Raw genomic sequence first — 26,853 nt, forward strand, 5'->3', positions numbered from 1 at the left:
CAAATATGCTATCGAAAATAACCTTACTTGCAGGGCTGCTGGTTTCAACGGTGGCTTATGCAGCCTCTGAGCCACTCTCTGTACCAGAACCCGAAAGCATGAGCTTAATTGCCATGGGTTTAGGGCTGATTGGCGTGATCGTGGCTAGAAAGAAATAGTCCTGAGTTGTCAGCTGAAATAAAGGGCCTCACTTAATGTGGGGCTTTTTTATGCGTATTGCGAAGATACGCCTGAACGTATAAAGGGGATGCGAGATTCTTGTGTGATATCACATGGCGATAAAAAGCCCGGCAGGCCGGGCTTGATATTTCTTCGCTTTAGCTTTTATCCGCGAATATTACTTTGCGCAGAAAATTGCGATAACTCTACATATGGCTGAGGCTGCCAGCCCGCTGCGCGGTGTTCTGCCACCACATTGGTAAAAATCCCGCCACGCACATAAAACTTGGCAGTCACGCGCATGAATTTCGGATCGATCGCGCTGACCAGGTCATCCAGAATCTGGTTGGTAACGGCTTCATGAAAACAGCCTTCGTCACGGAATGACCACATATACAGTTTGAGGCTCTTTAATTCCACGCACAATTTGTTAGGAATATAGTCCAGGTAAATCACCGCGAAGTCAGGCTGACCGGTTTTCGGGCACAGGCAGGTAAATTCCGGCACTTCCATATGAATATGAAAATCGCGGTTAGGATTCGGGTTATCAAAAGTCTCCAGCGTCTTTGCCGCTTGGGCTGTTGGCTTGCCACCGAGTAAATGTTCGTTCATTGCACTCATGTTTGTTGATTGTTTCTTGATAAAAATGGGTATTATACCGCTTAAGCAACCATTCAAATTCTTATAAGCGGTTTTCTTACTTTGCGTCTGACTCATTTAAAACTGGCGGGGTTCAAGTCTTTTGTCGATCCGACCACCATACATCTGCATGGGCAACGTGTGGGTGTGGTTGGCCCCAATGGCTGTGGCAAATCGAATGTCATGGAGTCCGTGCGCTGGGTGCTGGGGGAATCGTCTGCCAAGGAAATGCGTGCCGACGCCATGGATGCCGTTATTTTTAATGGCTCGTCCAATCGAAAGCCGATCTCTCGGGCCAGTGTTGAACTGATTTTCGATAATAGCCTGGGGGGCGCCAATGGCGAATGGAGCCAATATGCCGAAATCTCCGTCAAACGGGTGATTGAGCGCGATAAGGGCTCGACCTATTACATCAATAATATTGCGGTGCGTCGACGCGATGTTGCCGATTTGTTTTTAGGCACTGGCCTGGGCGGGCGTGCTTATGCCATTATCGGTCAAAACACCATTTCACGGATTGTAGAAGCCAGGCCGGAAGAGTTGCGTGTATTTCTGGAAGAGGCCGCCGGCATCAGCAAATATAAAGAGCGCCGGCGTGAGACTGAGCTGCGCTTACGGGATACGCGTGAAAATCTTGAACGCGTAGAAGATATTTCGCGTGAAATGAACAAGCAAATTATCAAGCTGGAAGCGCAGGCGTTAGTGACGCAAAAGTTTCAGGCTTTGCAACAGGCACATCAATTAGCCGAGGCGCAATGGTGGTGGCTACGTAAACGCGACGCCGTGCTGGCACATGAAACGGCCTCACAAGCGGTTGAGCAAGCCGTGAATGCCCTAGAGGCGCAAATGGCCAGCTTGCGCAATCACGAGCTGCAGCTTGAGCTGTTACGACAGCAACATCAGGAAACTTCCAATCAGTTACATACTGCACAAGCCGCATTTTATGAGGCGAATTCACAGGTTTCCACCCTCGGGCTACAGGTGAAGCAATCTGAAGAGGCGCGGGATCGCTTGTTGCAAGAACAGCAGCAATTATTGCGGCAGATGGAGCACAGGGCGCAGCAGCACAAACAGCTGCAAATGCAGCTGGTAGAAAAAAATAGTGCACTGACCACAACCGAAAACTCGGTAGCGCAGCATGCGCTTGATTTGAACAGCATGCAGCAAGGGTTGCCAGAGCAAGCGAGCCAATTGCAGGTGGTTCAGCAAGCTGCGAACCAGGCACAGCAAGCCGTACAGCAAAGCCGCCAGCACATGCAGCTGGAACAAAATAATGTGAATTTTATCCAGCGTAACCTGGCTGAAGTCGCGCAACGTTTACAGCAATTGCAGCATGAACTGGGGCAGTGGGCCTTGCCGGACATGCAGGCCTTGGGCGCGCATCAGCAGCAGTTAGCTGAGCAGCAAGCGGCCTTGCAGCACGACGAGCTGCAATTGACGCATTTGCGTACAGAAGAAAATACGCAGCAACAGGCGTTGCAGCAAGCGCGCCATGACTGGCAACAGGCCCAACGCGCGCTACATCAATTAGAAGCCGAGATTCAGTCGCTGCAAAAATTGCAGCAAAGTATGAAGCAGGATCAGCAATTAGGACCGTGGCTGCAAAAAACAGGCATGCAATCAGCGCCGCGCTTGTGGCAGGCGATACAGCTTGATAGCCAGTGGCAGCCCGCCCTGGAGGTATTCCTGGGGCATAAATTAAATGCGGTATTACCGGAAAATCACCCTGACTGGTCGCAATTGCCGCATCCGCAAGCGGCTTTGGCAGTTGCCCAAGCGGCGATCGCGACTGAAATATTGCCAGAGCAATGGCATGGTTTGCCTAGTCTGTATAGTTTATTGACGATCAAGCAAGCAGAAGTCTCTGCGGCCTTGCAGCACTGGCTGGCTGGGGTGTATGTGCTAGATGACGTGCAGCAACTTTCGCATTATCAAGCCACATTGCCAGCAGGGGTAAGCTTGCTGACCAAAAATGGCGATGTTTACCAGCGATATAGTGCCGTTTTTCATGGACGCCAAAATCAAATGCAAGGCGTGCTAGAGCGTCAGCAGCAATTGGATACATTGCAGGCAGGTTTGAGCCAGTCGCAAGACGACGTCACAGCTGCGCAGCAGCAAGTGCAATTGCTGGAAACCAGTTTGCAGGCAACGCGCCAGCAACAACAGCAAAGCCACCAGCGTATTAAGCAGCTAACGAGCAGCATGCATGAAGCGCAACTGCAGGTATCACGCCTGCAACAGGCGCATGATAATGCCTTGCGCCGCCAGACCGCCTTGCAACAAGATATTGCACAGGCTGAAAGCCGCCAGGCTGGACTGAATGCGGAAGTTGCACAGGCGCAGGCAACGATTGCCAAACATCAAGCACAATTTGCCGAGCTAGAGCAAACCGCGCGTGAAACGCAGGCACAAAAACAGCAGGCCGAGCAAACCTATTTTAATTTGCGTGATACTGTACAGCAGGCGGAAAAAGCGCATCAGTCACAAGTGTTTGAGCAAACGCTGCTTAAAAATGCGGTGGGTGATTTACAACAGCGATTGACGCAGAACGAACAGGAAAGCCAGCACTTGCAGCATCGCCTGCTTGAGACTGAGCAGGCATTGGCGATTAGCAATATGGAAGCGCTCAAGGCCAATCTGGCCCACGCGTTGACGCAGCAGCACACGTGTGAACAGGCACTTGCGCAAGCGCGAAACCAGTCTGCAGCGCAAGAAACTGCATTACAGGTACAAGAGCGGCATCGCTTGCAAATCGAGCAGCAATTGCATCCGCTGCGGGATGCTGTAGAGCAACGCCGCCTTAAGCAGCAGGAGTGTCGCCTGCAAGTGGAGCAATGCCAATCCGCTTTGGCTGAAACCGGCCTGGATGAGGCGCTGATTCAGCAAGGCCTGGGCTTGGATAGCCAGGCGCAGGCCTTGGCGCAAAATACCCAGAAGCTACAGCAACAGATACAGCAATTGGGGCCTGTGAATATGGCGGCGATTGAAGAGTTGTCGGTGGAGAAAGAGCGCAAAGGTTACCTGGATAGCCAGTTAAAAGATTTGCTGACTGCCAGTGAAACGCTGGAAGAGGCCATTCAGAAAATCGACAGAGAAACGCGCGGCAAGCTGCGTGCGACCTTCGATGAAGCCAACCGCAATTTTGGCGAATTGTTCCAGACCTTGTTCAATGGCGGCAATGCCAAACTTGAATTACTTGGTGACGAGATACTGGATACTGGTGTACAGGTGTTTGCGCAGCCGCCAGGCAAAAAAAACACGACGATACAACTACTTTCCGGCGGCGAAAAAGCGCTGACGGCGATGGCGCTGGTGTTTGCCTTATTCAGATTAAATCCGGCCCCATTTTGCCTGATGGATGAAGTGGATGCACCGCTGGATGACAGTAATACCGAGCGTTTTTGCCAGTTGGTACGTGTGATGTCAGAAAAAACGCAATTCCTGTTTGTGTCGCACAACAAAATCACGATGGAGATGTCACAACAGTTGATTGGGGTCACGATGCAGGAGTCTGGTGTATCGCGAATTGTCGATGTTGATATCGATGAAGCGATACGCATGCATGCGGCTTAATGCCAGTTTTGTTGTATTATTATGCAAGCGTTATTAAGGATTGTAAGGTCACATGTCTGATTTGTGGATGATATTGGTGTTGCTTGGGGTCAGCATCGTTCTGGCAGTGGTAGTTTTTAACTGGTGGCAGGAAAAAAAATATCGCAGAGATGTTGAATATCGTTTTAGCCATACCCGTGGTGATGTTCTGGATAGCGACACTTCTTCTGTGAAAACCAGTGATGCTGCTAAAGCCGATGGCTTGAAAAAAGAGCCACTTAAAAAAGCCAGCACGGATAAACATGTGGTTTCAGAAGACGTCGAAGGCTGGATGTCTGAGCCACGCGTGCGCCAGTCTGCCAAGGTTGAACCTGACTTCACGGTAGGTGAGTCCGCTAAAGCCAGAATTAATGCAGCGACAACGGCAAATTTCGATAAAAATGGCTTGAATTTAAACAAGCAGCCAGGTGAAGCAGCAGTTGCTGCGTCGTCAAAAGTGACGCCAGCCAAGACAGAACCTGCAAGGATTGAGCCTGTGAAGGTCGAACCGGTTATTTCAGCCAAGCCTGAGGCAAGCGCCCCCGTCGCGCAATCTTTTGATGACATCCAGCAACCAGCCTTTGAACAGCCCATTTTAGATTTTCCTGAAGACTCTTCAGGAGACGACGAAGATGACTCAGTCCTGACTGCGCACATTGAAGAATCTGTGCTGCCAGCCGCCGTACATACCTCTATGGATTGGGTTGGGCTGATCGATGCACCGCTGGGCGTGATGCTGGCAGAGCTCGAAGACATGCAAGCTGAAGTCAGAACCTTTCCGCAGCATGCAACGTTGTGGGCACAAAGCTCGACCACTGGCGACTGGCAAGATGTGCTGGCACTGGATGCTAAAGCCATGCAAGACCAGACACCCGCCAGCCAGGTTGCCTGTAGTTTGCAGTTGGCCGACCGCGGTGGCCCGGTGGATGAAGAAACCCTTAAACGATTCCAGAAGTCCATGGAAACCCTGGCGCGTGCGCTTGGGCTCACTGTGCACTGGCAAGGCGGTTACGAGCCGTCACAACAATCGCAATCTATTGACGCATTTTGTATTGAAGTCGATAAAGCAGTCGAATTTCATGTGCTGGCTAATCAGGGCATGTTCCACGCGACCAAGTTACGGGGCCTGGCCGAGGCTTGTGGTATGCAACTGAGTGTAGATGGCCGCTTTGAGTCATTCAACACAGAAGGCCAGCTGGAGTTTTCTGTGCGTAACTATGAAGGTAAACCGTTTTCGGCGGATATGCTGAAAACGGCCGTCATGACTGGTGTCACCTTCCAGCTGGATATCCCGACCACGCCAAATAGCTTGCGTGTGTTTGACCATATGGTGGATATTGCTGCAAGCATGGCGAGCAGTTTGAGTGCCAGCATGATTGATGTGAATCGCAAGGCCATCGGCGATGCACAACTGGATAAAATCCGCCAGCAACTGAAAAATATCTCCAATGCCATGGCTGCGCAGGGGATCACTCCTGGCAGCAGCCACGCCAAACGCCTGTTCTCTTAATATGCCAGCTCAAGAAGCTGCGCTGCTTTTACAACAGCTTAAGCAGCGCATTGCCGAATACGATTATCACTACTATGTGCTTGATACGCCGCTGGTCAGTGATAATGAGTATGACGGCATTTACCGACAGCTGCTTGATCTCGAGCAGCAATATCCCGAACTGATTACGGCAGATTCGCCCAGCCAGCGTGTAGGTGGCCTGGCGCTGGCTGCATTCGACAGTGTGCAGCACCGGCAGGCCATGCTGTCGCTCAATAACGCCTTTAGTGACGAAGAGCTAGAGGCATTTGACCGGCGTGTACGTGAAGGCGCAGACCAGTCGCAAGTAGACTACGCCGTAGAGCCCAAATTCGATGGTCTGGCGATCACGCTGACTTACGAACATGGCATGTTTGTACAAGGTGCGACGCGTGGTGACGGGTATACCGGCGAGAATGTGACACATAACCTGAAAACCATCCGTGCCATCCCCAGTCGCCTGAATATTGCGCATCCACCCGCATTGCTTGAAGTGCGTGGTGAAGTGCTCATGCTGAAAAAAGACTTCGAAAAGCTTAACCAGCAACAAGCGGCTGCCGGTGGCAAACTATTTGCCAATCCGCGCAATGCCGCGGCAGGTAGCCTGCGTCAGCTAGACTCAAATATTACGGCTAAACGGCCCTTGCATTTCTTTGCTTATGGCCTGGGGGCTAGTGAAGGCATCCCGGCGTTGCATTCGCATGCTGAGGCCATGCAATACCTGGCTGATTTACGCTTCCCGGTCTCTGAGCTGCGTGGCGTTAAAACTGGTGCGCAAGGCCTACGTGACTATTATGCCGAGATTGGCGCCAAACGCAGTAGCCTGCCATTTGATATTGATGGCGTGGTCTACAAGGTGAACGCTTTTCGCCTGCAGGATGCGCTCGGCTTTGTTTCACGTGCACCACGCTGGGCAATCGCCCATAAATTCCCCGCCGAAGAGGCTGTCACGGTGGTGGAAGATATTACCGTGCAAGTAGGGCGCACTGGTGCGATTACACCAGTGGCGCGTCTGAAGCCTGTATTTGTCGGTGGCGTCACCGTGACTAATGCCACTTTGCATAATGAGGACGAGTTACGCCGTAAAGATATTCATATCGGCGACACCGTGATTGTGCGGCGGGCAGGCGATGTGATTCCTGAAGTGGTAGCTGCCAAGCCTGAATTACGACCGGCAGATGCACGTGTGTTTGTCATGCCATCCACATGCCCGGAATGCGGCTCACACGTCGTACGGCCGCAAGACGAAGCCGTGGCACGTTGTACTGGCGGCCTGATTTGCCCGGCGCAGCGCAAGCAGGCGATTACGCACTTTGCCTCCCGCCGCGCCATGGATATTGAAGGCCTGGGTGAAAAACTGGTGGATCAATTGGTTGAGCGCGACCTGGTGCATCATCTGGACGATGTTTATCGCCTGAGCTTGCCCGTATTGAGCGAATTGGAGCGCATGGCCGAGAAGTCTGCGCAGAATGTGCTGGCCGCCATTGAAAAAAGCAAACAGGCCACGTTGCCACGTTTTATTTACGCGTTAGGCATACGCAATGTCGGTGAAGCAACAGCCAAGGATCTGGCGCAACATTTCGGTAATCTCGATGCCTTGATGGCCGCTGATGTGGACGCGCTGATGCAGGTCAACGATGTCGGCCCGATTGTGGCTGAAGCCGCTTACCAGTTTTTTCAGGAGCCGCACAACCGTGAAGTCATTGCCGAGATGCGTGCACTTGGCGTGCAGTGGGCCGATATTGCCAAAACAACCACATCAGCCACATTTGCCGGAAAAACCTTTGTACTCACCGGTACCTTGCCCACGCTCAAACGCGATCAGGCGCAGGCGATGATTGAAGCGGTTGGTGGTAAAGTTAGCGGTAGCGTTTCAGCCAAAACCAGCTATGTGGTGGCTGGCGCCGAGGCAGGCAGTAAGCTGGAAAAGGCGCAGCAGCTGAATATCCCTGTGCTGGATGAGTCTGCTTTACTTGCGATGTTGCAACCCTCTGCAACGCCGACAGACTTAATTGAAGCACCTGCGTTAACACTCTCAGAAACCTCACTCACACAATCGGATTTGTTTTGATATGAATTCAAAATTAACTTTAATAGTATTGTTTAATTTATTGATTATTAATGAATCAATGGCTAAAGATGCTGCGTTAGAAACTTGCGATAGCGCGGTAAAAAACCAGCAGTATGCACAAGCCATCCAGGTCGCTGAGCAACACGCCAGCCAGGCAGAGTTCTGGCTGTGTAAAGGCCGTGCACAATCCGGGCTGGCCCAAAATGCCGCTGCGCAACAAAGCTTTAAACAGGCCATCAGCCTGAAGCCTACCGGCCTGGATCTGATTTCTGCCCATATGTTACTTGGTAACGCGCAGCTTGAAGCTAAAGTGCATGACGCCGCGCTCGAAAGCTATCAGCAAGCCCTCAAATTCAGCGAGCAGCAAAATATGCGCCGCTATGCGCGTGTCGCGCATAACCTGATCGGCGAAGCTTATTTCGAGATTGGCCAATACGCTGAATCACTCAAGTCATTTGAAGTTGGCGAGAAACTTGCCATGAACGACGACGAGCGCGCTGACAGTTTCATTCACGAAGCCATGGCCTACCAGAAACTGCAACAAGTAGATAAAGCCATCGAGCACCAATTAAAAGGCGTCATGATGCTGCGCAAGTCTGGCACCCCTGATCAATACGCAGAAGCCAGCCTGACCTTGGGTCAGCTGTTTTCAGCAAAAAAAGATTACGTGAGTGCAGACAAAACCTACCAGCGCCTGATGGAATATGCCCACGACAATGGTGGCGAATTTTATGAAGCTAAAACCGCGATTTATTGGGCAGAAAACAAACGTGCGCAAGGCGATGTGGCTGGTGCGCAGCAATTAATACAACAAGCTGAGGCGATTGCTGCCAAGTTTAAAGATGCTGAATTGGATGAATTGCTGGCGAAAACCAAATAGGTTACGCGCAACAATCAACGCCGTAATGTCTGCATCTTGATCCATGAGCAATGACTAAAGATGACCTAGTCTGAGTGTCACTCGACATTGCCATTAAAATGCACTAGCATTTCGCCGGCATCAATTTAATTAATGTATATATATAAGGGGAGATTTTCAATGAAAGCGATCGCTATGAAAAGCATCGTAGGTGCGGCATTGTCTGCACTTATGCTGGCAGGCACAAACATGGTACATGCCGCCACATACAACTTTAATTTTCCAAGCTACACTTCCAATGTGGTGAGTTCTGTCGGTTCTCTGTCAGCAATAGATATCGGCTATTTCTGGTCTGTTTCACGTGGTGATCAAGTGAGTGAAACATTTAGCGGATCCGGCCTGTTCGGCGCGACCAGCCTGGAACTGGAGTTGAATGTCACTCAGAATGTGCTGTCACAAGGCGCGTCAGTAGATTGGGATGTACTGGTCAATGGTGTGGATGTAGGCGATTGGACCTGGACGAGCACCAGTGGTACCGGCCTGACATATTTGAGCTATACCTTTGCTGCGATCTCTGGCGAATTCAATTCGCTGGCACTGGTTGTGAAAAATGAAGTGCCGGGCGGTCTGGGTTCTATTGCATTAGGTGTGAATACAGAGGCGAGTGTGAGCAACAGTGTCGTGCCTGAACCAGATACTTTAGGCTTTTTGCTGGCAGGCCTGGCAGTTATTTCTTTAGTGCAACGCAGGCGCGCTTAATTCGCTTAGCTACGCAGTGAAAAAGGCGCTTTAGGCGCCTTTTTTGTTTTTGAAAGCCCGTTCTCTCGTCCTAGCGCCTCACTTGCAAAAGATTTACCTTTTTGCTGGAATCCCCTGTAAGGTTTCCCTGTCATATGCGACAAATAAGCATACACAATCAGGCAGACAGGAAATTTTATGCTACTGGATAACAATCGCCGCAATCCTAGCGGTATTTTGCCTTCAGAAATCACGCCACAAGCCGTGTTTGAGCAGCGCCGTACTGTATTAAAAGCGGCGGGCGTGGCGGCAGCCAGTCTTTTACTCCCTACGCAGGCGCACGCGGCACAAACGCTGGATTTCCATAAAACAGCTTATGGCAAAGAAGAGAAGCTGACCAGCGTTGAAGATGTGACCAGCTATAACAATTATTACGAGTTTGGCACAGGCAAGGAAGACCCGGCGCGCGAGGCGGTGTTGTTTAAGCCGACGCCGTGGACGATCAGGATTGAAGGCGCGGTGAAGCAGGCGAAGACCATCAGTATTGAGCAACTGATGAAACTGGCACCACTGGAGGAGCGCATTTACCGTATGCGTTGCGTGGAAGGTTGGTCTATGGTGATTCCGTGGGTCGGGTTGCCGCTCAAAGCGCTTATCGACTGGGCGCAGCCAACCGGCAATGCCAAATATATTGAGTTTATTTCTTATAACGATCCACGCCATATGCCTGGAGCACGTATTCCGGTGCTGGATTGGCCTTATAACGAGGGTTTGCGCATGGATGAAGCCATGCAGCCATTAACGATTCTGGCGGTTGGTTTGTATGGCAAGGTGTTGCCTAATCAGAATGGGGCGCCTGTGCGCCTGGTGGTGCCATGGAAGTATGGTTTTAAAGGGGCCAAGGCCATTAGTATGATTCGTTTTGTTGAGCAGATGCCGAATACCTCCTGGATGAAAGCGAGTGCACGCGAGTATGGTTTTTACGCCAATGTGAATCCGCAGGTGGATCATCCGCGCTGGACACAGTCCTCTGAAAAACGCATCGGCGCAGGCTTATTTGCCGGGCGAATTAAAACCAGATTGTTTAATGGCTATGATGAAGTAGGGCAGTTATATGCCGGTATGGATTTGCAGAAAAATTTCTAGCATGACTATGCCGCAATGGTCCTCTGCATGGTCAGCAAAGGTTGCAATCAAGTACCTTAAATGCCTGATCTGGCTGGGTGCATGCATCCCTGTTTCGCGCTTGATTTACCTGGGCGTTACCGATGGTCTTGGCGCAAACCCCGTTGAGTTTATTGAGCGCTCTACCGGCACCTGGGCATTGGTGTTTTTACTGCTCTCGCTCAGCATCACGCCGCTCAGGCATCTCACGCAACAAGCCTGGCTGATTGCGGTGCGTCGCTTGCTGGGGTTGTGGATGTTTGCTTATGCCTGCCTGCACGTGACGACATATCTCTGGTTGGATTACCAGTTTGACTGGGCCGATATTGTGAAAGATATCGTCAAGCATCCTTACGTGCTGGTGGGGGCGACTGCCTTGTTGCTGACCTTGCCCTTGGCAGCAACGTCTAACCAGCGCGCGATAAAAGCACTCAAGCAACGCTGGAAAAGCTTGCATAAGCTGGTGTATGTGATTGGCGTACTGGTGTTGCTACACTTTTGGTGGCTGGTGAAAAAAGATGTGACTGAGCCTGTGATTTACAGTCTGGTATTTGCGCTGTTGATAGCACTTCGTTGGCTACCTTTCTCAAATAATAGAAAAAGTTAGCGGTAATATGTAAGGTATTTTCTAGATTGAAGACTAAGCAATACTACTTCAATCCTGGAAAGGCAGCCGCCCATGTTTCAACATTTCGTTCGTCACTCTTTCGTTCTCAAATATCAATCCCTGATTTTAACGCTCCACACGGTGAATGACTGGCTACCGGGTTTGCTCTTGCGCCTGATCTTGGCCTGGGAGTTCGGTGAAGCAGGGTGGGCCAAACTGCACGGTCAAAACTGGTTTGCAGACTTGCAATTTCCTTTCCCGTTTGATTTGTTGCCCGTGGAGGTCAATTGGAATATTGCCATGACCTTTGAATTAGTCGGTGCTGCTGCGCTACTGCTGGGACTGTTTACACGTTTTTTCAGCCTCAGCCTAATGGTGTTGACCGTGGTAGCGATTGCCAGCGTGCATTGGCCAGAGCATTGGAGCAGTATGGCGGATTTATTCAACGGTTACCGTTTTGAGGACGTGGAGGGGGATGGGTTTGGTAACTACAAACTGCCCCTGATTTACTTGTTGATGCTGTTGCCTCTGGTGACGCAAGGGGCCGGAAAATGGAGTTTTGACCGCCTGTTGTCACATCTATGTGACGGTCGCAGATGACAGTTGTTAATGTCTGGCCTTAGTCATGAATTTGTCTTGACATCAATTTGCTTTTTGACACATCATCGTAAATATAAAAGGGAGCAATCAATGCTGGATTGACTCCCAACTAAAATTCTTCGGGGGTGTGTCATCTTAACAACCGACGGGCAGAGGGTGCCTAGTTGTCGGCAGTTAGATTTTGCACTGCGGTTGTGAAAGTATGCGATGTCTATAGTAAATATCGAGCCAAATGCAGTGGTATTGGCAGGTCAGGTCTTGAGTGCGTCACGCAGTTCGGAGGCTTCAGCGCGCTTGAACGCTTCTTTGGGCCTTGGCGCTTCTTTGGGCGTAAGTCACGCCTTTGATCAGTGGCGCTCACTGGTCGATTATTCCGGTTTTTATATTGCGGCAGAGACTGATTCTCTCGGCAATTGCCGCTCGGTTTTGGTCTGCCATACACTTGAGTCGGGTTGTGACTTGTGGGCTTGCCTGCCACTGATCACACATGACCCGATTAAATCCATCCTGGCCCAGCCTGCGCCAGAAATTACTCAGCGTACGATACAGATTGCCTGCCATGACAGCCAAAACCGCTGGCTGGAATGCAGTGCCCATTACTTTAGCCTGGAGACTGGTGAACCGCGCAGCCTGTTGCTGGTGCGGGAGATCACCAATGAACAGCAGTCTGCTTTGGCGTTTCAACAAGAGAAGTTACGCGCGATTGCCTATGAGCGCTTCCAATTTTCTATTCTGGAGTTGATCCTAAAAGAACAGGATGCGGTCAGGATTTTAGAAAAAATGGTGCGTGATATTGAGGCGATGCACGCCGATGTGTATTGCGCGCTGGTGTTGACAAAAAATCTGGGCAAACTGGTACAAACCGTGATTGCTCCCTCCTTACCACAAGCATTGTTGCAAACCTTGCGCCAGTTGCAGCTTGAAGCCGGTAATGGCTCGCTGGCAACCGCCATCGCAATCAAGCAGCGGGTGATTGTCGAAAATGTGATGACGCATCCTTATTGGGGCAATCACCGGGAGGCTGCATTGGCCTCAGGCGTGCAGGCAGGGTGGTCTGAGCCTATTTTAAATGCAGATGGTGAGGTACTGGGTGCGTTTGCCATCTATTATCGCCAGCCACAAACGCCAAGTGCGCTTGAGCAATCCATGATAGAGCAGGCGACCAAACTGATGAGCCTGGTGGTTGATCGCCACTTGTCACAAGAATCGATTCAAAGCCTGGCCTACTTGGAGCCTGTCACTGGCTTGCCCAACCGCAAAAGGGCTTATGAGGTGCTGCAGCAATTACGTGCGCAGCCTGCTACCGATGCGCATTGGGGCGTGGTATATATCGACCTCGATCACTTTAAATGGATTAATGAGGCGCATGGCCATGCCGCAGGCAATAGCTTGTTACAGCAAGTAGCAGAACGGTTGCAAAAAGTAGCCGAGCCGCACTTTACTGCCTGTATGGGTGGCGACGAGTTTCTGGTCTTGCTTTCAGGCCTGGCGGCATCCGCAGATAAAGCGTTGCAGCAGCTATTGTCCATGCAGCGTAAACTGCAAAAGGTGTTTGAACGCCCGTTTAAAGTCAGTGGCCAAAAATTGCCGATTACGGCCAGCATGGGCTTATGCAGCTTTAACGATATCAGCACGGACGACACCGATTATGTGAAAGCCGCTGATATTGCCATGCATAAAGCCAAGCAGGGCGGACGTAACCATGCCTGTGTGTATCAGCCAGGCATGCAGACTGAAATTGCGACGCAGGTCATGCTTGAAACAGAGCTGCGTGAAGCCATCGCCCAGCAACAGTTGCGCTTGCATTACCAGGTGCAGGTCGATCATACCGGGCGCCCGTTTGGTGCAGAAGTCTTGTTAAGGTGGCTGCATCCGCAGCGGGGCTTGATTTCACCGTTGCAATTTATTGCTGTGGCTGAAACCAGTGGCCTGATTATCGAAATCGGCATGTGGGTGCTAGACCAGGCTTGCGCCCAAGTTGCGCTCTGGCAACGCTCATTAAATACCCGCGAGCTGAGTTTATCGGTCAATATCAGCGCGCGCCAATTTTGCCAGGCCAATTTTGTGGCGATGGTCAAAGCCTGTATTCAGCGCCATCAGATTAACCCCAATGCATTGCGCCTGGAGCTCACAGAAAGCGTCTTGCTGGAAAACGTGGATGACGCCGTGCGTATCATGGCCGAACTGAGCCAACTGGGGATTCAATTTTCGCTGGATGACTTTGGTACTGGTTATTCGTCGCTACAGTATTTGAAGAAGTTACCGCTGTATCAACTCAAAATCGACCGCTCGTTTGTGAATGATATTGTCACCGATAGCCATGATCGTACGATTGTGCGGACGATTATTGCCATGGCACAAAGCATGTATCTCAGTGTGATCGCTGAAGGTGTGGAAACACAAGAGCAGATGGAGTTGCTATTGAATAACGGCTGCCGCCGCTATCAGGGTTTTTTATTCGGTAAGCCGATGCCGATTGAACAGTTTAACGACTGGTTGCAGGAAGCGCTGGTTTAGCGGACTGATGGTGTTGCTGCGCTGGTTGTCTCTTGGCTTGTTTCTGGTGCCGGTGCTGAACTAGATGCGGCGTCTGTTGACGGCGATGTGGCATCCACTGCACCAGCCTGTATCTCTTGCCTGTTAGCCACATTGCTGGTTTGCTGGGCACTGCTTTCAGCCGTTAAAATACGGATAGTCATGCGCGTATTCATTGCTTGTGCCAGCGCATTGTCACTACTCGACACAGGCTTGGTCTCTGCCATGCCGATGGCGGTCAGTTGTTTGCTGGCAATGCCTTGCGCTACCAGGCTGGCGGTGATATGCGCGGCTTGTGCTGCCGTTAATTCCCAACGCTTGGTTTCTGCATCTGCCTGACCACTAAACAGTTGTTTATCGCTATGGCCTTCGACCTGTATGGTGCGATATTCGTTTTTTAGCTGCGCACTCAGTGCATTCAAGATCGCAGGTGCTTGTGCGTTATAGCTCGTCTGATTGTTGTTAAACAGCAGGCTGCTTTGAATATCAACCTCAATCCCGAGCTCAGACTGGTACACCGTGATCAGTTTCTGCTCTATCCATGGCGTGAGTGCATTCGCCACTTGCTGGCCGATTGCGCGTACCTTCTCCTGGTCGCGCAGCTTTTTCTCTTGATATAGATAGCTTAATGGCAAGGGCTTGAGCACGGAGCTCTGGTTTTGCAACGTGGCTTGTGTCTGGGCTTCAGGTGCATCCGTTTGACCAGGCTTGCCTTGAAACGCAGTGACCACGGCACTGGAGAGTGCGCGGTATTTATTCAGGTTGATGGTCGAGGTCGCGTACATCACCACAAAAAAGGCAAATAGCAGGGTGATAAAGTCGGCGTAAGAAATCAGCCAGCGTTCGTGGCTTTCATCATCCTCATCCAGCTTCTGGCGTCTGTACATCAGGACTCCCGCAGGTGCAGGTAGGACTCAAGGCGCTCAGTGACCAGTTTAGGGTTATCCCCGCGAGCAATCGACACCCAGGCATTGAGTAACATCTCACGCCTGGACATTTCGTGCTGGACATGGCCTTTTAATTTATTTGAAATCGGCAAAAATACCAGGTTAGCCAATGCCACACCATAAATGGTGGCCACAAAGGCAACCGCAATGCCACTACCGATCTTGGCCGGGTCAGACAGGTTTTCCATGACGTGAATCAGGCCCAGTACAGCGCCCAGAATACCAACTGTTGGCGCATAACCGCCAGCAGCCGACCAGATTTTGACGGCTTCGCGTTCCTGTAATTCATAGTAGTACATATCAATGGCACACACTTCGCGAATACGGTCAGCGGGCGTACCGTCAACCAGCAATTGCAAGCCTTTGCGTACGAAAGGATCTTGCTCGCGCTTGATATAACTTTCCAGCGACAACACGCTTTCCTTGCGCGCCTGCAAGCTCCATTGATTGATTTTAATGGCGAGTTTTTTTCTATCGTCCTGTGGGTGCACAAACACCAGGCGTAGCATGCGCATGCCTTTGATGAATTGCTTGAATTCGGTTTGCAGTAACACCGCGCCAGTCGTGCCGAGAATGACGACGACAAACGCTGCAGGCTGCATCAGCGAGTTAAGGTGACCGCCGTCGATGACTTGACCAACTACCAGTCCGGCGAGGGCGATGACCAGCCCGGCGATACTGCCCCAATCCATTAGGCCACTCCGGTCCAGGATTTATCGCGCATAGACGCACGCAAGCGCGCCACTGCCTGGCTATGCAACTGGCAGACGCGTGATTCTGAAACGCTCATAATGGCGCCGATCTCTTTCAGGTTGAGCTCTTGCTCGTAATACAAGCCCATGAGCATTTTTTCGCGCTCGGGCAAGTGGTCGATCGAGTCGATCAATGCTTCGCGGAAATCACTCTCCAGCAATGATTTGACTGGGTCACTGGTATCGTCATCGACATAACGGTCAAGAAAGTGCTCGCCGCCATCGTCGTCCTGAAAATCTTCGTAGTAAATCAGCTGGTGGCCCTGGCAATCGCTCAAGACATCATAGTAGTCATCCAGCGTGAAGTTCATATGCTTGGCAATTTCGGACTCAGTTGGCGGACGGCCAAACTTTTGTTCCAGTTGCTGCACGGCAACTTCAATATCACGCATATTCTTGCGAATGCCGCGTGGCAGCCAGTCCGCGCCGCGCAACTCATCCAGCATGGCTCCGCGCACGCGCTGTGACGCATAGGTTTCAAATTGTGCGCCGTGATTATCTTCGTAACGCTGAATCGCATCCATCAGGCCGATCATGCCAGCTTGCACCAAGTCATCGAGCTCGACACAGGAGGGCAGCTTGGCTTTTAACTGATAAGCCATTTTTTTGACCAAGCCGCTATGCTGTTTCAGCATTTGATCTGTATTTTGAGTCTTGCCTTTAGCGGTATACATGTTTTTCCTCTTTTTACTTTAGGCAACAGCCAGCGATGGCGTGGTGATCCGTTGTTTTTCGAGACGATGTGCCACTGATTTAAACGCCAATGCGGTCTGTCCAGCCTTGGCGACCTCTGTCTTGGCATTGCCTGTTTTTTTCTGCGCGGCACCCGCTGGCTCTTCTGCCGGCATCGCACCGATAAAGTCCAGGGTGACGCCCAGAAACTGTTTGCATACCTGGTTCAAACGCATAAAGTATTGTTGACCCTGATCATGATTGGCCCCTGTGACAACCACACCCAAAGGAATCTGGCCATGTTGCTGGCTGATATGCTTGATCGTCGTATAGGCGGCTTTAATGGCCGCTTCAGATCTGTCCATTTGAATCACCAGTTCATGCTCGGCAATCAATGGCATCATCAAGCTGTGGTCTTGTGTATCCAGCTGTGCTTCTATCATGACGGTATCGTAATCGTACGAAAGTTGCTTCACTATACCGTCCAGCTGCACTTTTAAATCTTGAGATAAAGGCGAGGTTAACAGGTCATTTTCAGCCAAACAGGTCAGGTCATAGCCTTGCGGATGTTTGAGAATGGCGCGTTTGAGTGCACTGTTGTGCGTCACAATCGACTGTAATGAGTGCGCGAGCGCTGGCTGGCGGTTCGCGTGTATCAACAGCAAGCGTTGCTCAGGGGCAAGCATGCCCAATGCCAGATTGCGCATCCATGGCGTGGCTGGCTGGCCATTGGCGCCGATCACACTGATAATCCGTGCCGACGTCTTGGCCATAATGCGGCGCAGACCATCTGCCTGGTCGCGGTAATTAAACATGTTGCTGCTCCTGGCCAGCCGTTTGCATCATGCTGGAAATCACCAGTGGCAACTCTTCGTCCAGGTACTGGTAAGGCAAACTGGCCTGATGCGGTGTCAGCACGCGTTCGATCAGGGCTGGTTTGTCGGCCACTTCAATATCTTCAGGCACACGCTGGCCACTGGTAGTGTAGAACAAGCGCATGCGTTCGCGGATCAATACATCCAATACGTTGCCAATCGCTGCGGCTTCGTCCAGCTTGGTGACGATACAACCGGCGATATCATGTTTTTTGTAGCTACGCATCACATCGGTCAGCGTGTCACCGGTAGAGGTGGCATTCAGGCACAACAATTTCTGAATTGGGCTATCGGCACGGCTTAACATGGAAAGCTGCTCAGTCACGGCTTGATCACGCTGGCTGACACCCACCGTGTCTACCAGGATCATATGTTTGTTTTTCAGTTCATTCAGCGCAATTTTCAGGTCTTCTTCGTCTTTGACGGCATGCACCATCACGCCCAGGATCTTGCCGTAGATACGCAGTTGTTCGTAACCGCCGATACGGTAGCTGTCGGTGGTGATCAGGCCCAGGTTCTGGGTGCCATGTTTCATCACATAACGCGCGGCCAGTTTGGCTGTGGTGGTAGTTTTACCCACACCTGTCGGGCCAACCAGCGCATAGATGCCACCACGGTCCAGCAATGCATCCTCGTCGTCCAGTGTATGCAGGTTACGGCTAATCACTTCTTTGGCCCACATTGGTGCTTTGTTGACATCAATATGCTGTGGCATTTTTTCAGCTATCTGGCGTGACAGGGAGGCACTGAAGTTGGCAGAGAGCAGGGTGCTCAGCACTTTCGATTTAGCCGGGCTGTGTTGCAAGTGATGCTGCCAGGTCATCGCGCTCATTTGGGTTTCAAAATGGCTACGCATCTGACGCATTTCCTGCATCATGCCCATCATTTTGTCTTCCAGTGTTTGCGTTGCCACCTGGTAAGCCTGTTCTTGTTGCTCGCTATGCAGTTTCAGCATATCCATGATGGCGCCTTCATTGGCGGCGGGCTCTTCAGCCACGGGCGTGTTATTTTGCACGCCAGGTGCAGACATCACCGCTTGCGGCGCTGCCTGGCGAGTCGGCTGGCCTTGTGCATTCACAAAGTCCAGCAAGCTGCGAGATTGATCCGTGCCCATATCGGTCGGCGCTGAGCTGGCGTTGGATGCAATATCCGTTTCAAGCATGGCCATGATTTCGGTGCCGCCATTGACACTGCGGTTCGCGACAATAATGGCATCGTCCCCTAATGCCTGTTTGACTTGCGCCAATGCTTCACGTGCATTTTTGCCAAAAAATCTTCTGATGTTCATATTATTGCGCTCCGATTAAACTGGTGACACGAATGGATTTGTTATCTGGCAGCTCATCATGCGACAGCACTCTGAGATGCGGGACGGTTCTTCTTAAAAATCTGGATAAAGCCTGGCGTAGCGGGGCAGCGACCAGCAAAACGGGTGTCAGGCCCATTTGCTCTTGTTGTCTGGCAGCGACTTCAGTCTGTTGCGACAGTCTTTCTGCAATGCCAGGCTCAATCACGCTCTGGTTGGACTGATTGTTTTGCAAGGCTTGCAACAACAGTCTTTCCAGTTGGCCATCCAGCGTCATGGCGGTAATTTCATTACTGTATGGGAACAGGTCCTGCACAATGGCGCGGCCGAGTTTGATACGCACCATGGAAGTCAGGTCATTCGTGTCCTGGGTGTATTGTGCATGGTCAGCCAGTGTTTCAAGGATGGAGCGCATATCGCGGATATGCACGCCTTCGTTAAGCAGGTTTTGCAATACTTTTTGCAGGCTGGACAGCGTAATCATTTTTGGCACGATTTCTTCAATCAGCTTGCTGGAGTCTTTGCCCATATGGTCCAGCAACTGTTGTACTTCCTGACGGCCCAGCAGTTCGCCTGCATTCAGTGAAATAATATGGTTGAGGTGGGTGGCAATCACAGTACCTGCGTCGACCACGGTATAGCCCAGGCTTTGAGCATACTCTTTACGGTCTGGCTCAATCCATACCGCTGGCAGGCCAAATGCCGGGTCGGTTGTTTTAGCACCATCCAGATCGCCGGTGACAGCACCTGGGTCAATCGCCAGCATCTGGCTGAAGTTAGACTCACCACTGGCCATTTCTACACCTTTCATGGTGATGCGATAGGCGTTTGGTTTCAGGGTCAGGTTGTCGCGGATATGCACCGTTGGCGCCAAAAAGCCAATTTCCTGGGCAAATTTCTTGCGGATGCCTTTGATACGCTTGAGTAGTTCGCCGCCCTGGCCTTTATCCACCAGAGGAATCAGTCTGTAACCGACTTCCAGGCCGATGGTGTCAACTGGCAGCACATCGTTCCATGTCGCTTCTTCGGCTTCGCTGGCTGGCGCCAGTTTGTCTTCTGGCTGTGGTTCCAGCACGGCTTGTTGTTTGGCTTTTTCCTGTTTTTGCTTCACGTTATAAGCCAGGCCACCCAACAGACCACCCAGACCGAGGAAAGCCAGGTGTGGCATGCCTGGAATCAGGCCGATACCGCCGATAATGCCGGCGGTCACGGTCAGCACGCGTGGGTTTTCAAACAGCTGGCTAATCAGCTGGCCACCAATATCTTCATTATTGGCCACGCGGGAAACCACCACACCGGCAGCGATTGAGATCACCAGTGAAGGGATCTGTGCCACCAGGCCATCGCCAATCGCCAGCATGGTGTAGTTTTTAACCGCTTCATCAAAGGCGAGGTCATGTTGCACCATGCCGACAATCAGGCCGCCAACAATATTGATGATAATGATCAAAATACCGGCAATGGCATCACCACGCACATATTTACTGGCACCGTCCATCGCGCCGTAGAATTCTGATTCCTGGCCAACTTCTTTACGGCGGCGGCGGGCTTCGTCTTCGCCAATCAGGCCTGCGTTCAGGTCAGCGTCAATCGCCATTTGCTTACCAGGCATCGCATCCAAGGTGAAACGGGCGCCGACTTCAGCAATACGGCCAGCACCTTTGGTGATCACGGTAAAGTTAATAATGGTCAGGATCACAAACACCACAATACCGACGGCGTAGTTACCACCAATCAAAAAGTGGCCAAACGCTTCAATCACTTTACCGGCCGCATCCGGGCCAGCATGGCCTTCAGTCAGCACGACGCGGGTAGAGGCCACGTTAAGCGCCAGGCGCAGCATGGTGGTCATCAGCAGTACGGTAGGGAAGGCGATAAAGTCCAGCGGCTTGGTGGTTTGCAGGCCTATCATCAAGACCAGGATAGACAGTGCAATATTAAAGGTGAAGAATACATCGAGCATGATGGCCGGTAACGGCAGGATCATCATGGCCAGCAGCAATACAATAATGAGTGGCGCGGCGATTGCTCGTCCGTCCATTTTCCCCATCCATTGTTGCCAATTGTTCATCGTAAACTCCTCAGCCTGCAATTATTCAATCACTGCCGCACTTGCTGGCGCGGCATTTAGCGCATGTGGATCCAGCGCGTCTGGTACTGGCACGTTGGCTGGCATCGCAGGACGCACGCCACCATGCTGTTTAAATACACGCAGCTGGAACACATAGGCCAGAATCTCGGCCACTGCTGCGTAGAGTGTTTGTGGAATCTCACGCTCCAGCTCGGCATGTGCATATAAGGCACGTGCCAGTTTTGGCGATTCCAGCGTCATGACTTCATGTTCAGCGGCAATTTCCTTGATCTTCTGTGCAATCACATCTGCACCTTTAGCGACCACAATCGGTGCGCCGTTTTCACCTTCTTTATAGCGAATCGCCACGGCATAGTGGGTTGGGTTGGTAATCACCACATCTGCCTGCGGCACATTGCTCATCATTCTTCTGCGTGCCATCTCACGTTGTTGCTGACGGATACGGCCTTTAATCTCAGGACTACCTTCTGACTCTTTAGCTTCATCCTTCAGCTCTTGTTTGGTCATTTTGTGTTTCTGCGCATATTGATAGAGCTGGTAGGGCACATCAATCACGGCAATCAACACCAGCGCAGAGGCAATGGTCAGAAAGCCGGTCACCATATAGTCACTCACAGTGCTGATCCCGGCGGCAAGAGGCATCTGTGACAAGCTCAGCATAGGCTGCAAATCTTTTTTAACGATGGTGTAGCCCACAGACGCCACCAGAATTGTTTTGGCAATCGATTTCAGTAACTCGACCAGCGAATTTTTGGAAAACAGATTAGCCAGGCCTTTAATTGGGTTGAGCTTGCCAAAATTAGGCACCAGTGATTTTTGTGACATCACCCAGCCACCGACCAGGATCGGTGCAGCCACGGCCACTGAGACAATAATCACGGCCAGTGGCAAAAATGCCCACAAGGCTTGCTCAACCACTTTCATCATGTGCACGATCAACAGTTGCGGCTCAAAGGCCATGGCATGGTCAATGCTCAAGCCTTGTCTCAACACATTCTTCATGGCCTCACCCAGTGGACGGCTCAACATCATGATGGCCATGCCAGTGGTAAACAGCACCGCACACGCAGCCAGTTCGCGAGAGCGGGGAATATCGCCGTCTTCGCGTGCTTTCTCCAATCGCTTGGGGGACGCGTCTTCGGTTTTTTCCATATCGCTGTCTTCAGCTGCCATGTCCTCGACTCTTTCGTTTCACAGATACAACACACAAGTTGTATTTCCTGTGAGTGATTATTGGCTAGAAAAACGCTTTTTTATGTCTGGAATAAAAGGGCTTATTGACCGCTTTCTATCAGTTACGGCTTGCTGGATGTTAAGGAGTGCAAATAATAAAATTATTATTCTTTTTAAAACAATATGTTATGAGGTTTGTTGAGTTTTTTTGAGGTGCAACCCTAAAGTTTTAGTTTGTGCTGTCGTTAACCGGGATAGCACAAATAGTTTTTATGAAAGCTTGAAAAGCAGACTAAACAGACAAAAAACAGTTGTTTACGGAATACAACAGGAAAACTTTAATTATTTTTTGAATTGGAATCAGAACAATGCTGCGAACATAGACGTAAAGTTGTTGCGGTGTAACATTAAAATTACGCCATAACTTATTGATATTTATAGTTGTGGTGATTGCCATGTAGGGGTTTGTAAGACAAACACCTACGTGGCTGTTTTCGTCTGTCTTACAAAAGAAACCGACAAACCCTGATTGTTGCTCTTCATGATTGCGCGCAAAGTACGCCTAACGCTCAGGCGGACTTAAATTAACGCTAAAAAAACGGAGACAAGATCATGAACATGCAAAACGATTTACTCGCTGAAATCAAAGATGCCAACCTGAACTATCTGATGTTGGCCCAACAACTGATCCGCGCTGACAAAGCCACTGCGATTTTCCGCCTTGGTATTAATAAGGAAATTGCAGACCTGCTAGAAAACCTGACCAACCTGCAATTGCTGAAACTCTGTAATACCAATATGTTGCTGACTCGCTTCCGTTTTGATGACAGCGAAATCCTGGGCATGTTGACCAGCTACTCCAAAGACCCAGCGCAAGCACATCTGCATACTGCAGTACTGATGTCTGCCCAAGCTGCGGACTCCACTGTATAACAGTGTAGACGTTTCCATCTGTCGATAAGAAATAGAAAAGAGGGTTATCATGCAAAAGAAGAGTGTAGTAAACGAAGCAGAACAAATTCAACTGGCAATGCAAATGATTTCATTGGGTGCACGCCTGCAATTGCTGGAATCCCAAACGACGTTGTCACGCGAGCGTTTGATCAAGTTGTACAAGGAAATGAAAGGCGTTTCTCCTCCTAAAGGCATGTTGCCATTCTCTACCGACTGGTTCTTGACCTGGCAGCCAAACATTCATTCTTCCATTTTCTATAATATCTACCGCTTTATGGTGGATTATGCTGGCGTAGATGGTATCCAGGCGATTATCAAAGCCTATACGCTCTACATGCAGCAAGTTCAAAATCCGGATGCTGCACAACAAGATGAGCCAGTCTTGTCATTGACTCGTGCCTGGACACTGGTGCGTTTCATCGAAAGCAAAATGCTGACAACTAAAGTCTGTCATTGCTGCGGTGGCCAATACATCGTCAACAGCTACGATTTGAACCAGAATTATGTATGTAACCTGTGCCACGTTCCTTCACGTGCCGGTAAAACCAAAAAAGCCAAAGAACTCAGCTACAAACTGGTTTCAATGACTGCTTAACTGGTTGCAAACAGGTGTTTGATATTGCCTGTGAAATGAAGGATTTAGCATGCACTCGATAAAATTGCCGGCAGAGGCGTTGCCATCCCAACCTTGGGTTCAGCGTCTCTTGCCTAAACGATTGTGGTGTCAGGCATTGCTGATCCAGTGTGTGAGTATGCTGTTGATGACGGGTCTCGCGCCTAGCGTGATCAACAGTGTATTTGCGTTTGAATTGCGTAGTCTGGGTATTCAGCTGGATTCCATCTGGTTCTGGTTATTGCCCCATCTGTGCGTCGTCAGCGTATTGGCGAGAGCCGCGCGCATGCCGGTCTGGTGGCGCTGGATACATGTGGCTTTCCCGGTGGCCGTTGTTTTCATGCAGCAAGTTGCGTTACCTGCCAGTGTTTATTTTGCCGGGTTTGTGATTACATTGGCGCTTTACTGGTCTGTGTACAATACGCGCGTCCCGTTTTACCCCTCTTTTCCTGCGACCTGGCGTGCCTTGCAACGCATTCTCGAGCAACATGCCGGTGACCAATCCTTGAAAGTGCTCGATATCGGTAGCGGTATCGGTGATATTGCGATGTTTTTAGCCAAACAGCGCATACACGATGAAGTGTCTGGTATTGAGATTGCCCCGTTACCCTGGGCCGTGAGCGCCGTGCGCGCCTTGTTTTCCGGCACCAGCGTCAAATTTACCCTCGGTGATTACCGCGCCATTGATTTTGCCAGTTTAGATGTGATATTTGCCTATCTGTCTCCAGCTGTGATGCAAGACGTCTGGCAAAAAGTGCAACAGGAAATGCGACCAGGCTGCCTGTTTGTCACCTCGGAGTTTCCGGTGCCTGACATTCAAGCCGAGCATATTGTGTTCCCCAGTGCCAATTCGCCAGCCTTGTACGTTTACCTCAAAAAATAGTGTTATCACGCTGTCACCTCGCCTCGACGGCCATCGCTGATGGCCTTATTCGCTATTAACCCCATTGAAACGACAGACGCTTCCATTGTCACCAGTGTGATTTAACTGGCTAAATGCCTTTTATTTAAAAAAATGAATCGGGGCGTGCATTGTTATGCTTTCCACAGTTAACTGCTAAAAGTGGAGTCAAAGCATGTTTGTGATCATTGGGTATGTAGTCGTTTGTGGCATGGTCTTTGGGGGCTATGCACTCGCTGGCGGCCATTTGGGCGCCTTATGGCAGCCACTGGAAGTCATGATGATTTTTGGCGGCGCATTTGGGGCCTTTATTGTGGGTAATGATACCAAGGCCATTAAAGCTACTATGAAAGCTGTGCCCACCTTGTTTAAGGGGTCTAAGTACAACAAGCAGTTGTATATGGACTTGCTGGCCTTGTTGTTTGAAATTCTCACCAAAATCCGCAAAGACGGCCTGATGTCGATTGAAAAAGACATTGAAGACCCTGAGTCCAGTGCCTTATTCACTAAGTATCCCTCCATTGTGCACGACCATCACTTGGTCGAATTTATCTGCGATTACTTGCGCCTGATGGTGTCCGGCAATATGGATGCCTTCCAGGTCGAGAACCTGATGGATAACGAGCTGGAAACCCACCATATGGAAGGCCACGTGCCTGCACATTGTATTGCCAAACTGGGCGACGGCTTGCCGGCGTTTGGTATTGTGGCGGCGGTGATGGGCGTGGTGCACACCATGGAAAACGTGGCTTTGCCACCGGCTGAGCTGGGGATCCTGATTGCTCACGCGCTGGTGGGGACTTTTCTCGGTATTTTGCTGGCGTATGGCTTTGTTGGCCCGCTCTCAGGTTTGCTGGAGCAAAAGCTGGAAGAATCCAGCAAGAGCTTTCAAACCGTCAAAGTGGTGTTGCTGGCCAGCCTGAATGGTTATGCACCTCCGATTGCGGTTGAGTTCGGCCGTAAAGTCCTGTATTCGACCGAGCGTCCTGGCTTTACCGAGCTGGAAGAGCACGTCAAACAGGCCAAATCCAAATAAGTGCAAGATTAAGACCGCCGGGAGAGCGTCATGGCAGAAGAACATATTGCCCCGATTATTGTTAAAAAGATCAAAAAGGGTGGCGGTGGCCATCACGGTGGTGCCTGGAAAATTGCCTATGCTGACTTTGTGACAGCGATGATGGCGTTTTTCCTGTTGATGTGGTTGCTGGGTTCAACCTCCAAAGCGCAAAAAGAAGGCATTGCCGAGTATTTTCAAACGCCTTTGCATATGGTGTTGATGGGGCCTTCACTCGGCCAGAGTGATTCGGCCTTGAAAAATACCGGTGGTAAAGATGTCACCAAGAAACAGGGTCAGGTCAAGCCGGTAGAAGGCGATCCAGGCAAGCTGAAGACGGTCAAACTGGAAGATGTTAAAGAAGTCTTGAAACAGGCCGAAAAAGTCAAACTGGAGGCATTAAAAGCCAAGATTGAGCAGGCCATCGAAGACAACCCGACGCTGCAACAATTTAAGTCTCAGCTGAAGCTGGATATTACCAGTGAAGGCCTGAGGGTACAGATTATTGATGAACAGAACCGGCCCATGTTTGAAAATGCCAAAGCCGAGTTACAGCCTTATGCCAAAACGATTTTGCGTGAGATTGGCAAAACGCTGAATGGCGTGGATAACAAAATCAGTTTATCCGGGCATACCGATGCAGCGGGTTACGCCAATGGTGATCATGGTTACAGTAACTGGGAGTTGTCTGCTGACCGCGCCAATGCCTCACGGCGTGAGCTAATTGCGGGGGGTATGGATGAAACGAAGCTGATGCGTGTGGTTGGCCTGGGCTCTGCCATCATGATGGATAAAGAGAATCCGTTTAATCCGATTAACCGCCGCATCAGTTTAATTGTGATGAACAAGGAAACCGAAGAGGATTTACTCAAGGATAACGAACAGATTTCTGTCAGTGAGCATGATAAAACGCAAGTAGAAGCATTGCAGAACAAAGCGGAAAAGCCTGCGCCCTGAAGAAGGACAGGGAAAATGGGTGAAGAGGTTGGCGGTTAAAGCGTACAAGAAATAAGTCATTTTTAC

The 26,853-nt window shown here is 50.6% G+C and carries 23 protein-coding genes; 15 read left to right on the forward strand and 8 right to left on the reverse strand.

Annotation, left to right across the window (positions count from 1 at the left end; all coding sequences use genetic code 11):
* The first annotated feature begins 5 nt into the window (after positions 1 to 5).
* Complete coding sequence (locus tag MET42_RS14590) at positions 6 to 158, forward strand: PEP-CTERM sorting domain-containing protein (RefSeq protein ID WP_019882271.1); 153 nt, start codon at positions 6 to 8, stop codon at positions 156 to 158.
* A 166-nt stretch (positions 159 to 324) separates the two neighbouring features.
* On the opposite strand, the gene queF is transcribed toward MET42_RS14590, so the two are convergent.
* Positions 325 to 771: a preQ(1) synthase gene (queF, locus tag MET42_RS0107570; protein WP_019882272.1), complete on the reverse strand. Its 447-nt coding sequence runs from the start codon at positions 769 to 771 to the stop codon at positions 325 to 327.
* Between the two features lie 90 nt (positions 772 to 861).
* Between queF and smc the strand changes: the two genes are divergently transcribed.
* The 9 genes from smc (at position 862) to MET42_RS0107615 (ending at position 14,473) form a co-directional block, all read left to right on the forward strand.
* The gene (gene smc, locus MET42_RS0107575) at positions 862 to 4,371 is read left to right on the forward strand and encodes a chromosome segregation protein SMC (protein ID WP_019882273.1); all 3,510 of its coding nucleotides are present in this window, start codon (positions 862 to 864) and stop codon (positions 4,369 to 4,371) included.
* 52 nt (positions 4,372 to 4,423) lie between these two features.
* Positions 4,424 to 5,899 (forward strand): cell division protein ZipA C-terminal FtsZ-binding domain-containing protein, encoded by a 1,476-nt coding sequence (locus MET42_RS0107580; RefSeq protein WP_019882274.1) that lies wholly within the window; start codon positions 4,424 to 4,426, stop codon positions 5,897 to 5,899.
* A gap of 1 nt (position 5,900) precedes the next feature.
* Positions 5,901 to 7,988: an NAD-dependent DNA ligase LigA gene (ligA, locus tag MET42_RS0107585; RefSeq protein ID WP_019882275.1), complete on the forward strand. Its 2,088-nt coding sequence runs from the start codon at positions 5,901 to 5,903 to the stop codon at positions 7,986 to 7,988.
* 58 nt (positions 7,989 to 8,046) lie between these two features.
* Complete coding sequence (locus tag MET42_RS0107590) at positions 8,047 to 8,868, forward strand: hypothetical protein (RefSeq protein ID WP_019882276.1); 822 nt, start codon at positions 8,047 to 8,049, stop codon at positions 8,866 to 8,868.
* A gap of 174 nt (positions 8,869 to 9,042) precedes the next feature.
* Positions 9,043 to 9,606: a PEP-CTERM sorting domain-containing protein gene (locus MET42_RS0107595; protein WP_232411384.1), complete on the forward strand. Its 564-nt coding sequence runs from the start codon at positions 9,043 to 9,045 to the stop codon at positions 9,604 to 9,606.
* A 177-nt stretch (positions 9,607 to 9,783) separates the two neighbouring features.
* Complete coding sequence (gene msrP, locus MET42_RS0107600) at positions 9,784 to 10,731, forward strand: protein-methionine-sulfoxide reductase catalytic subunit MsrP (RefSeq protein WP_019882279.1); 948 nt, start codon at positions 9,784 to 9,786, stop codon at positions 10,729 to 10,731.
* Position 10,732: 1 nt separating this feature from the next.
* Positions 10,733 to 11,356 (forward strand): sulfite oxidase heme-binding subunit YedZ, encoded by a 624-nt coding sequence (locus MET42_RS0107605; RefSeq protein ID WP_019882281.1) that lies wholly within the window; start codon positions 10,733 to 10,735, stop codon positions 11,354 to 11,356.
* Between the two features lie 72 nt (positions 11,357 to 11,428).
* Positions 11,429 to 11,956 carry a DoxX family protein gene (locus MET42_RS0107610; RefSeq protein ID WP_019882283.1) on the forward strand — a complete coding sequence of 176 codons (528 nt, stop codon included), beginning with the start codon at positions 11,429 to 11,431 and terminating at the stop codon, positions 11,954 to 11,956.
* 207 nt (positions 11,957 to 12,163) lie between these two features.
* Positions 12,164 to 14,473: a bifunctional diguanylate cyclase/phosphodiesterase gene (locus MET42_RS0107615; RefSeq protein WP_019882285.1), complete on the forward strand. Its 2,310-nt coding sequence runs from the start codon at positions 12,164 to 12,166 to the stop codon at positions 14,471 to 14,473.
* Here the strand turns inward: MET42_RS0107615 and MET42_RS0107620 are convergent.
* Genes MET42_RS0107620 through flhB form a run of 7 tightly spaced genes read right to left on the reverse strand, consistent with a single transcriptional unit; the run spans position 14,470 to position 22,308 of the window.
* Positions 14,470 to 15,378 (reverse strand): flagellar motor protein MotB, encoded by a 909-nt coding sequence (locus MET42_RS0107620; RefSeq protein WP_019882286.1) that lies wholly within the window; start codon positions 15,376 to 15,378, stop codon positions 14,470 to 14,472. The two genes, MET42_RS0107615 and MET42_RS0107620, sit on opposite strands and share 4 nt — an antisense overlap.
* Positions 15,378 to 16,130 (reverse strand): flagellar motor protein, encoded by a 753-nt coding sequence (locus MET42_RS0107625; protein ID WP_019882287.1) that lies wholly within the window; start codon positions 16,128 to 16,130, stop codon positions 15,378 to 15,380. Before MET42_RS0107625 ends, MET42_RS0107620 begins: the two co-directional genes overlap by 1 nt.
* Complete coding sequence (locus MET42_RS0107630) at positions 16,130 to 16,864, reverse strand: RNA polymerase sigma factor FliA (RefSeq protein ID WP_019882288.1); 735 nt, start codon at positions 16,862 to 16,864, stop codon at positions 16,130 to 16,132. Before MET42_RS0107630 ends, MET42_RS0107625 begins: the two co-directional genes overlap by 1 nt.
* An 18-nt stretch (positions 16,865 to 16,882) precedes the next feature.
* The gene (locus tag MET42_RS0107635; protein ID WP_019882289.1) at positions 16,883 to 17,677 is read right to left on the reverse strand and encodes a hypothetical protein; all 795 of its coding nucleotides are present in this window, start codon (positions 17,675 to 17,677) and stop codon (positions 16,883 to 16,885) included.
* Complete coding sequence (gene flhF / locus MET42_RS0107640; protein WP_019882290.1) at positions 17,670 to 19,025, reverse strand: flagellar biosynthesis protein FlhF; 1,356 nt, start codon at positions 19,023 to 19,025, stop codon at positions 17,670 to 17,672. The genes MET42_RS0107635 and flhF overlap by 8 nt, the downstream gene beginning before the upstream one ends.
* A 1-nt stretch (position 19,026) precedes the next feature.
* Complete coding sequence (flhA, locus tag MET42_RS0107645) at positions 19,027 to 21,114, reverse strand: flagellar biosynthesis protein FlhA (RefSeq protein WP_029512368.1); 2,088 nt, start codon at positions 21,112 to 21,114, stop codon at positions 19,027 to 19,029.
* A gap of 21 nt (positions 21,115 to 21,135) precedes the next feature.
* A complete protein-coding gene (gene flhB, locus MET42_RS0107650) occupies positions 21,136 to 22,308 on the reverse strand; it encodes a flagellar biosynthesis protein FlhB (protein ID WP_019882293.1) in 1,173 nt (390 codons plus the stop codon).
* Positions 22,309 to 22,920: 612 nt separating this feature from the next.
* On the opposite strand from flhB, the gene flhD reads away from it, so the two are divergent.
* From flhD to motB, 5 genes are all read left to right on the forward strand, one after another.
* Entirely contained in the window at positions 22,921 to 23,241 is a 321-nt protein-coding gene (flhD, locus tag MET42_RS0107655) for a flagellar transcriptional regulator FlhD (protein WP_019882294.1), read from the forward strand.
* A 49-nt stretch (positions 23,242 to 23,290) separates the two neighbouring features.
* Positions 23,291 to 23,857, forward strand: coding sequence for a flagellar transcriptional regulator FlhC (gene flhC / locus MET42_RS0107660; RefSeq protein ID WP_019882295.1), 567 nt, complete (start codon positions 23,291 to 23,293; stop codon positions 23,855 to 23,857).
* 49 nt (positions 23,858 to 23,906) lie between these two features.
* Positions 23,907 to 24,758: a class I SAM-dependent methyltransferase gene (locus MET42_RS0107665; protein WP_232411386.1), complete on the forward strand. Its 852-nt coding sequence runs from the start codon at positions 23,907 to 23,909 to the stop codon at positions 24,756 to 24,758.
* A 193-nt stretch (positions 24,759 to 24,951) separates the two neighbouring features.
* Positions 24,952 to 25,812 (forward strand): flagellar motor stator protein MotA, encoded by an 861-nt coding sequence (gene motA, locus MET42_RS0107670; protein WP_019882297.1) that lies wholly within the window; start codon positions 24,952 to 24,954, stop codon positions 25,810 to 25,812.
* A gap of 30 nt (positions 25,813 to 25,842) precedes the next feature.
* A complete protein-coding gene (gene motB, locus MET42_RS0107675) occupies positions 25,843 to 26,787 on the forward strand; it encodes a flagellar motor protein MotB (RefSeq protein ID WP_019882298.1) in 945 nt (314 codons plus the stop codon).
* Positions 26,788 to 26,853 lie beyond the last annotated feature (66 nt).

The sequence above is a fragment of the Methylophilus sp. 42 genome (genome assembly GCF_000384155.1).
Classification (GTDB): domain Bacteria; phylum Pseudomonadota; class Gammaproteobacteria; order Burkholderiales; family Methylophilaceae; genus Methylophilus.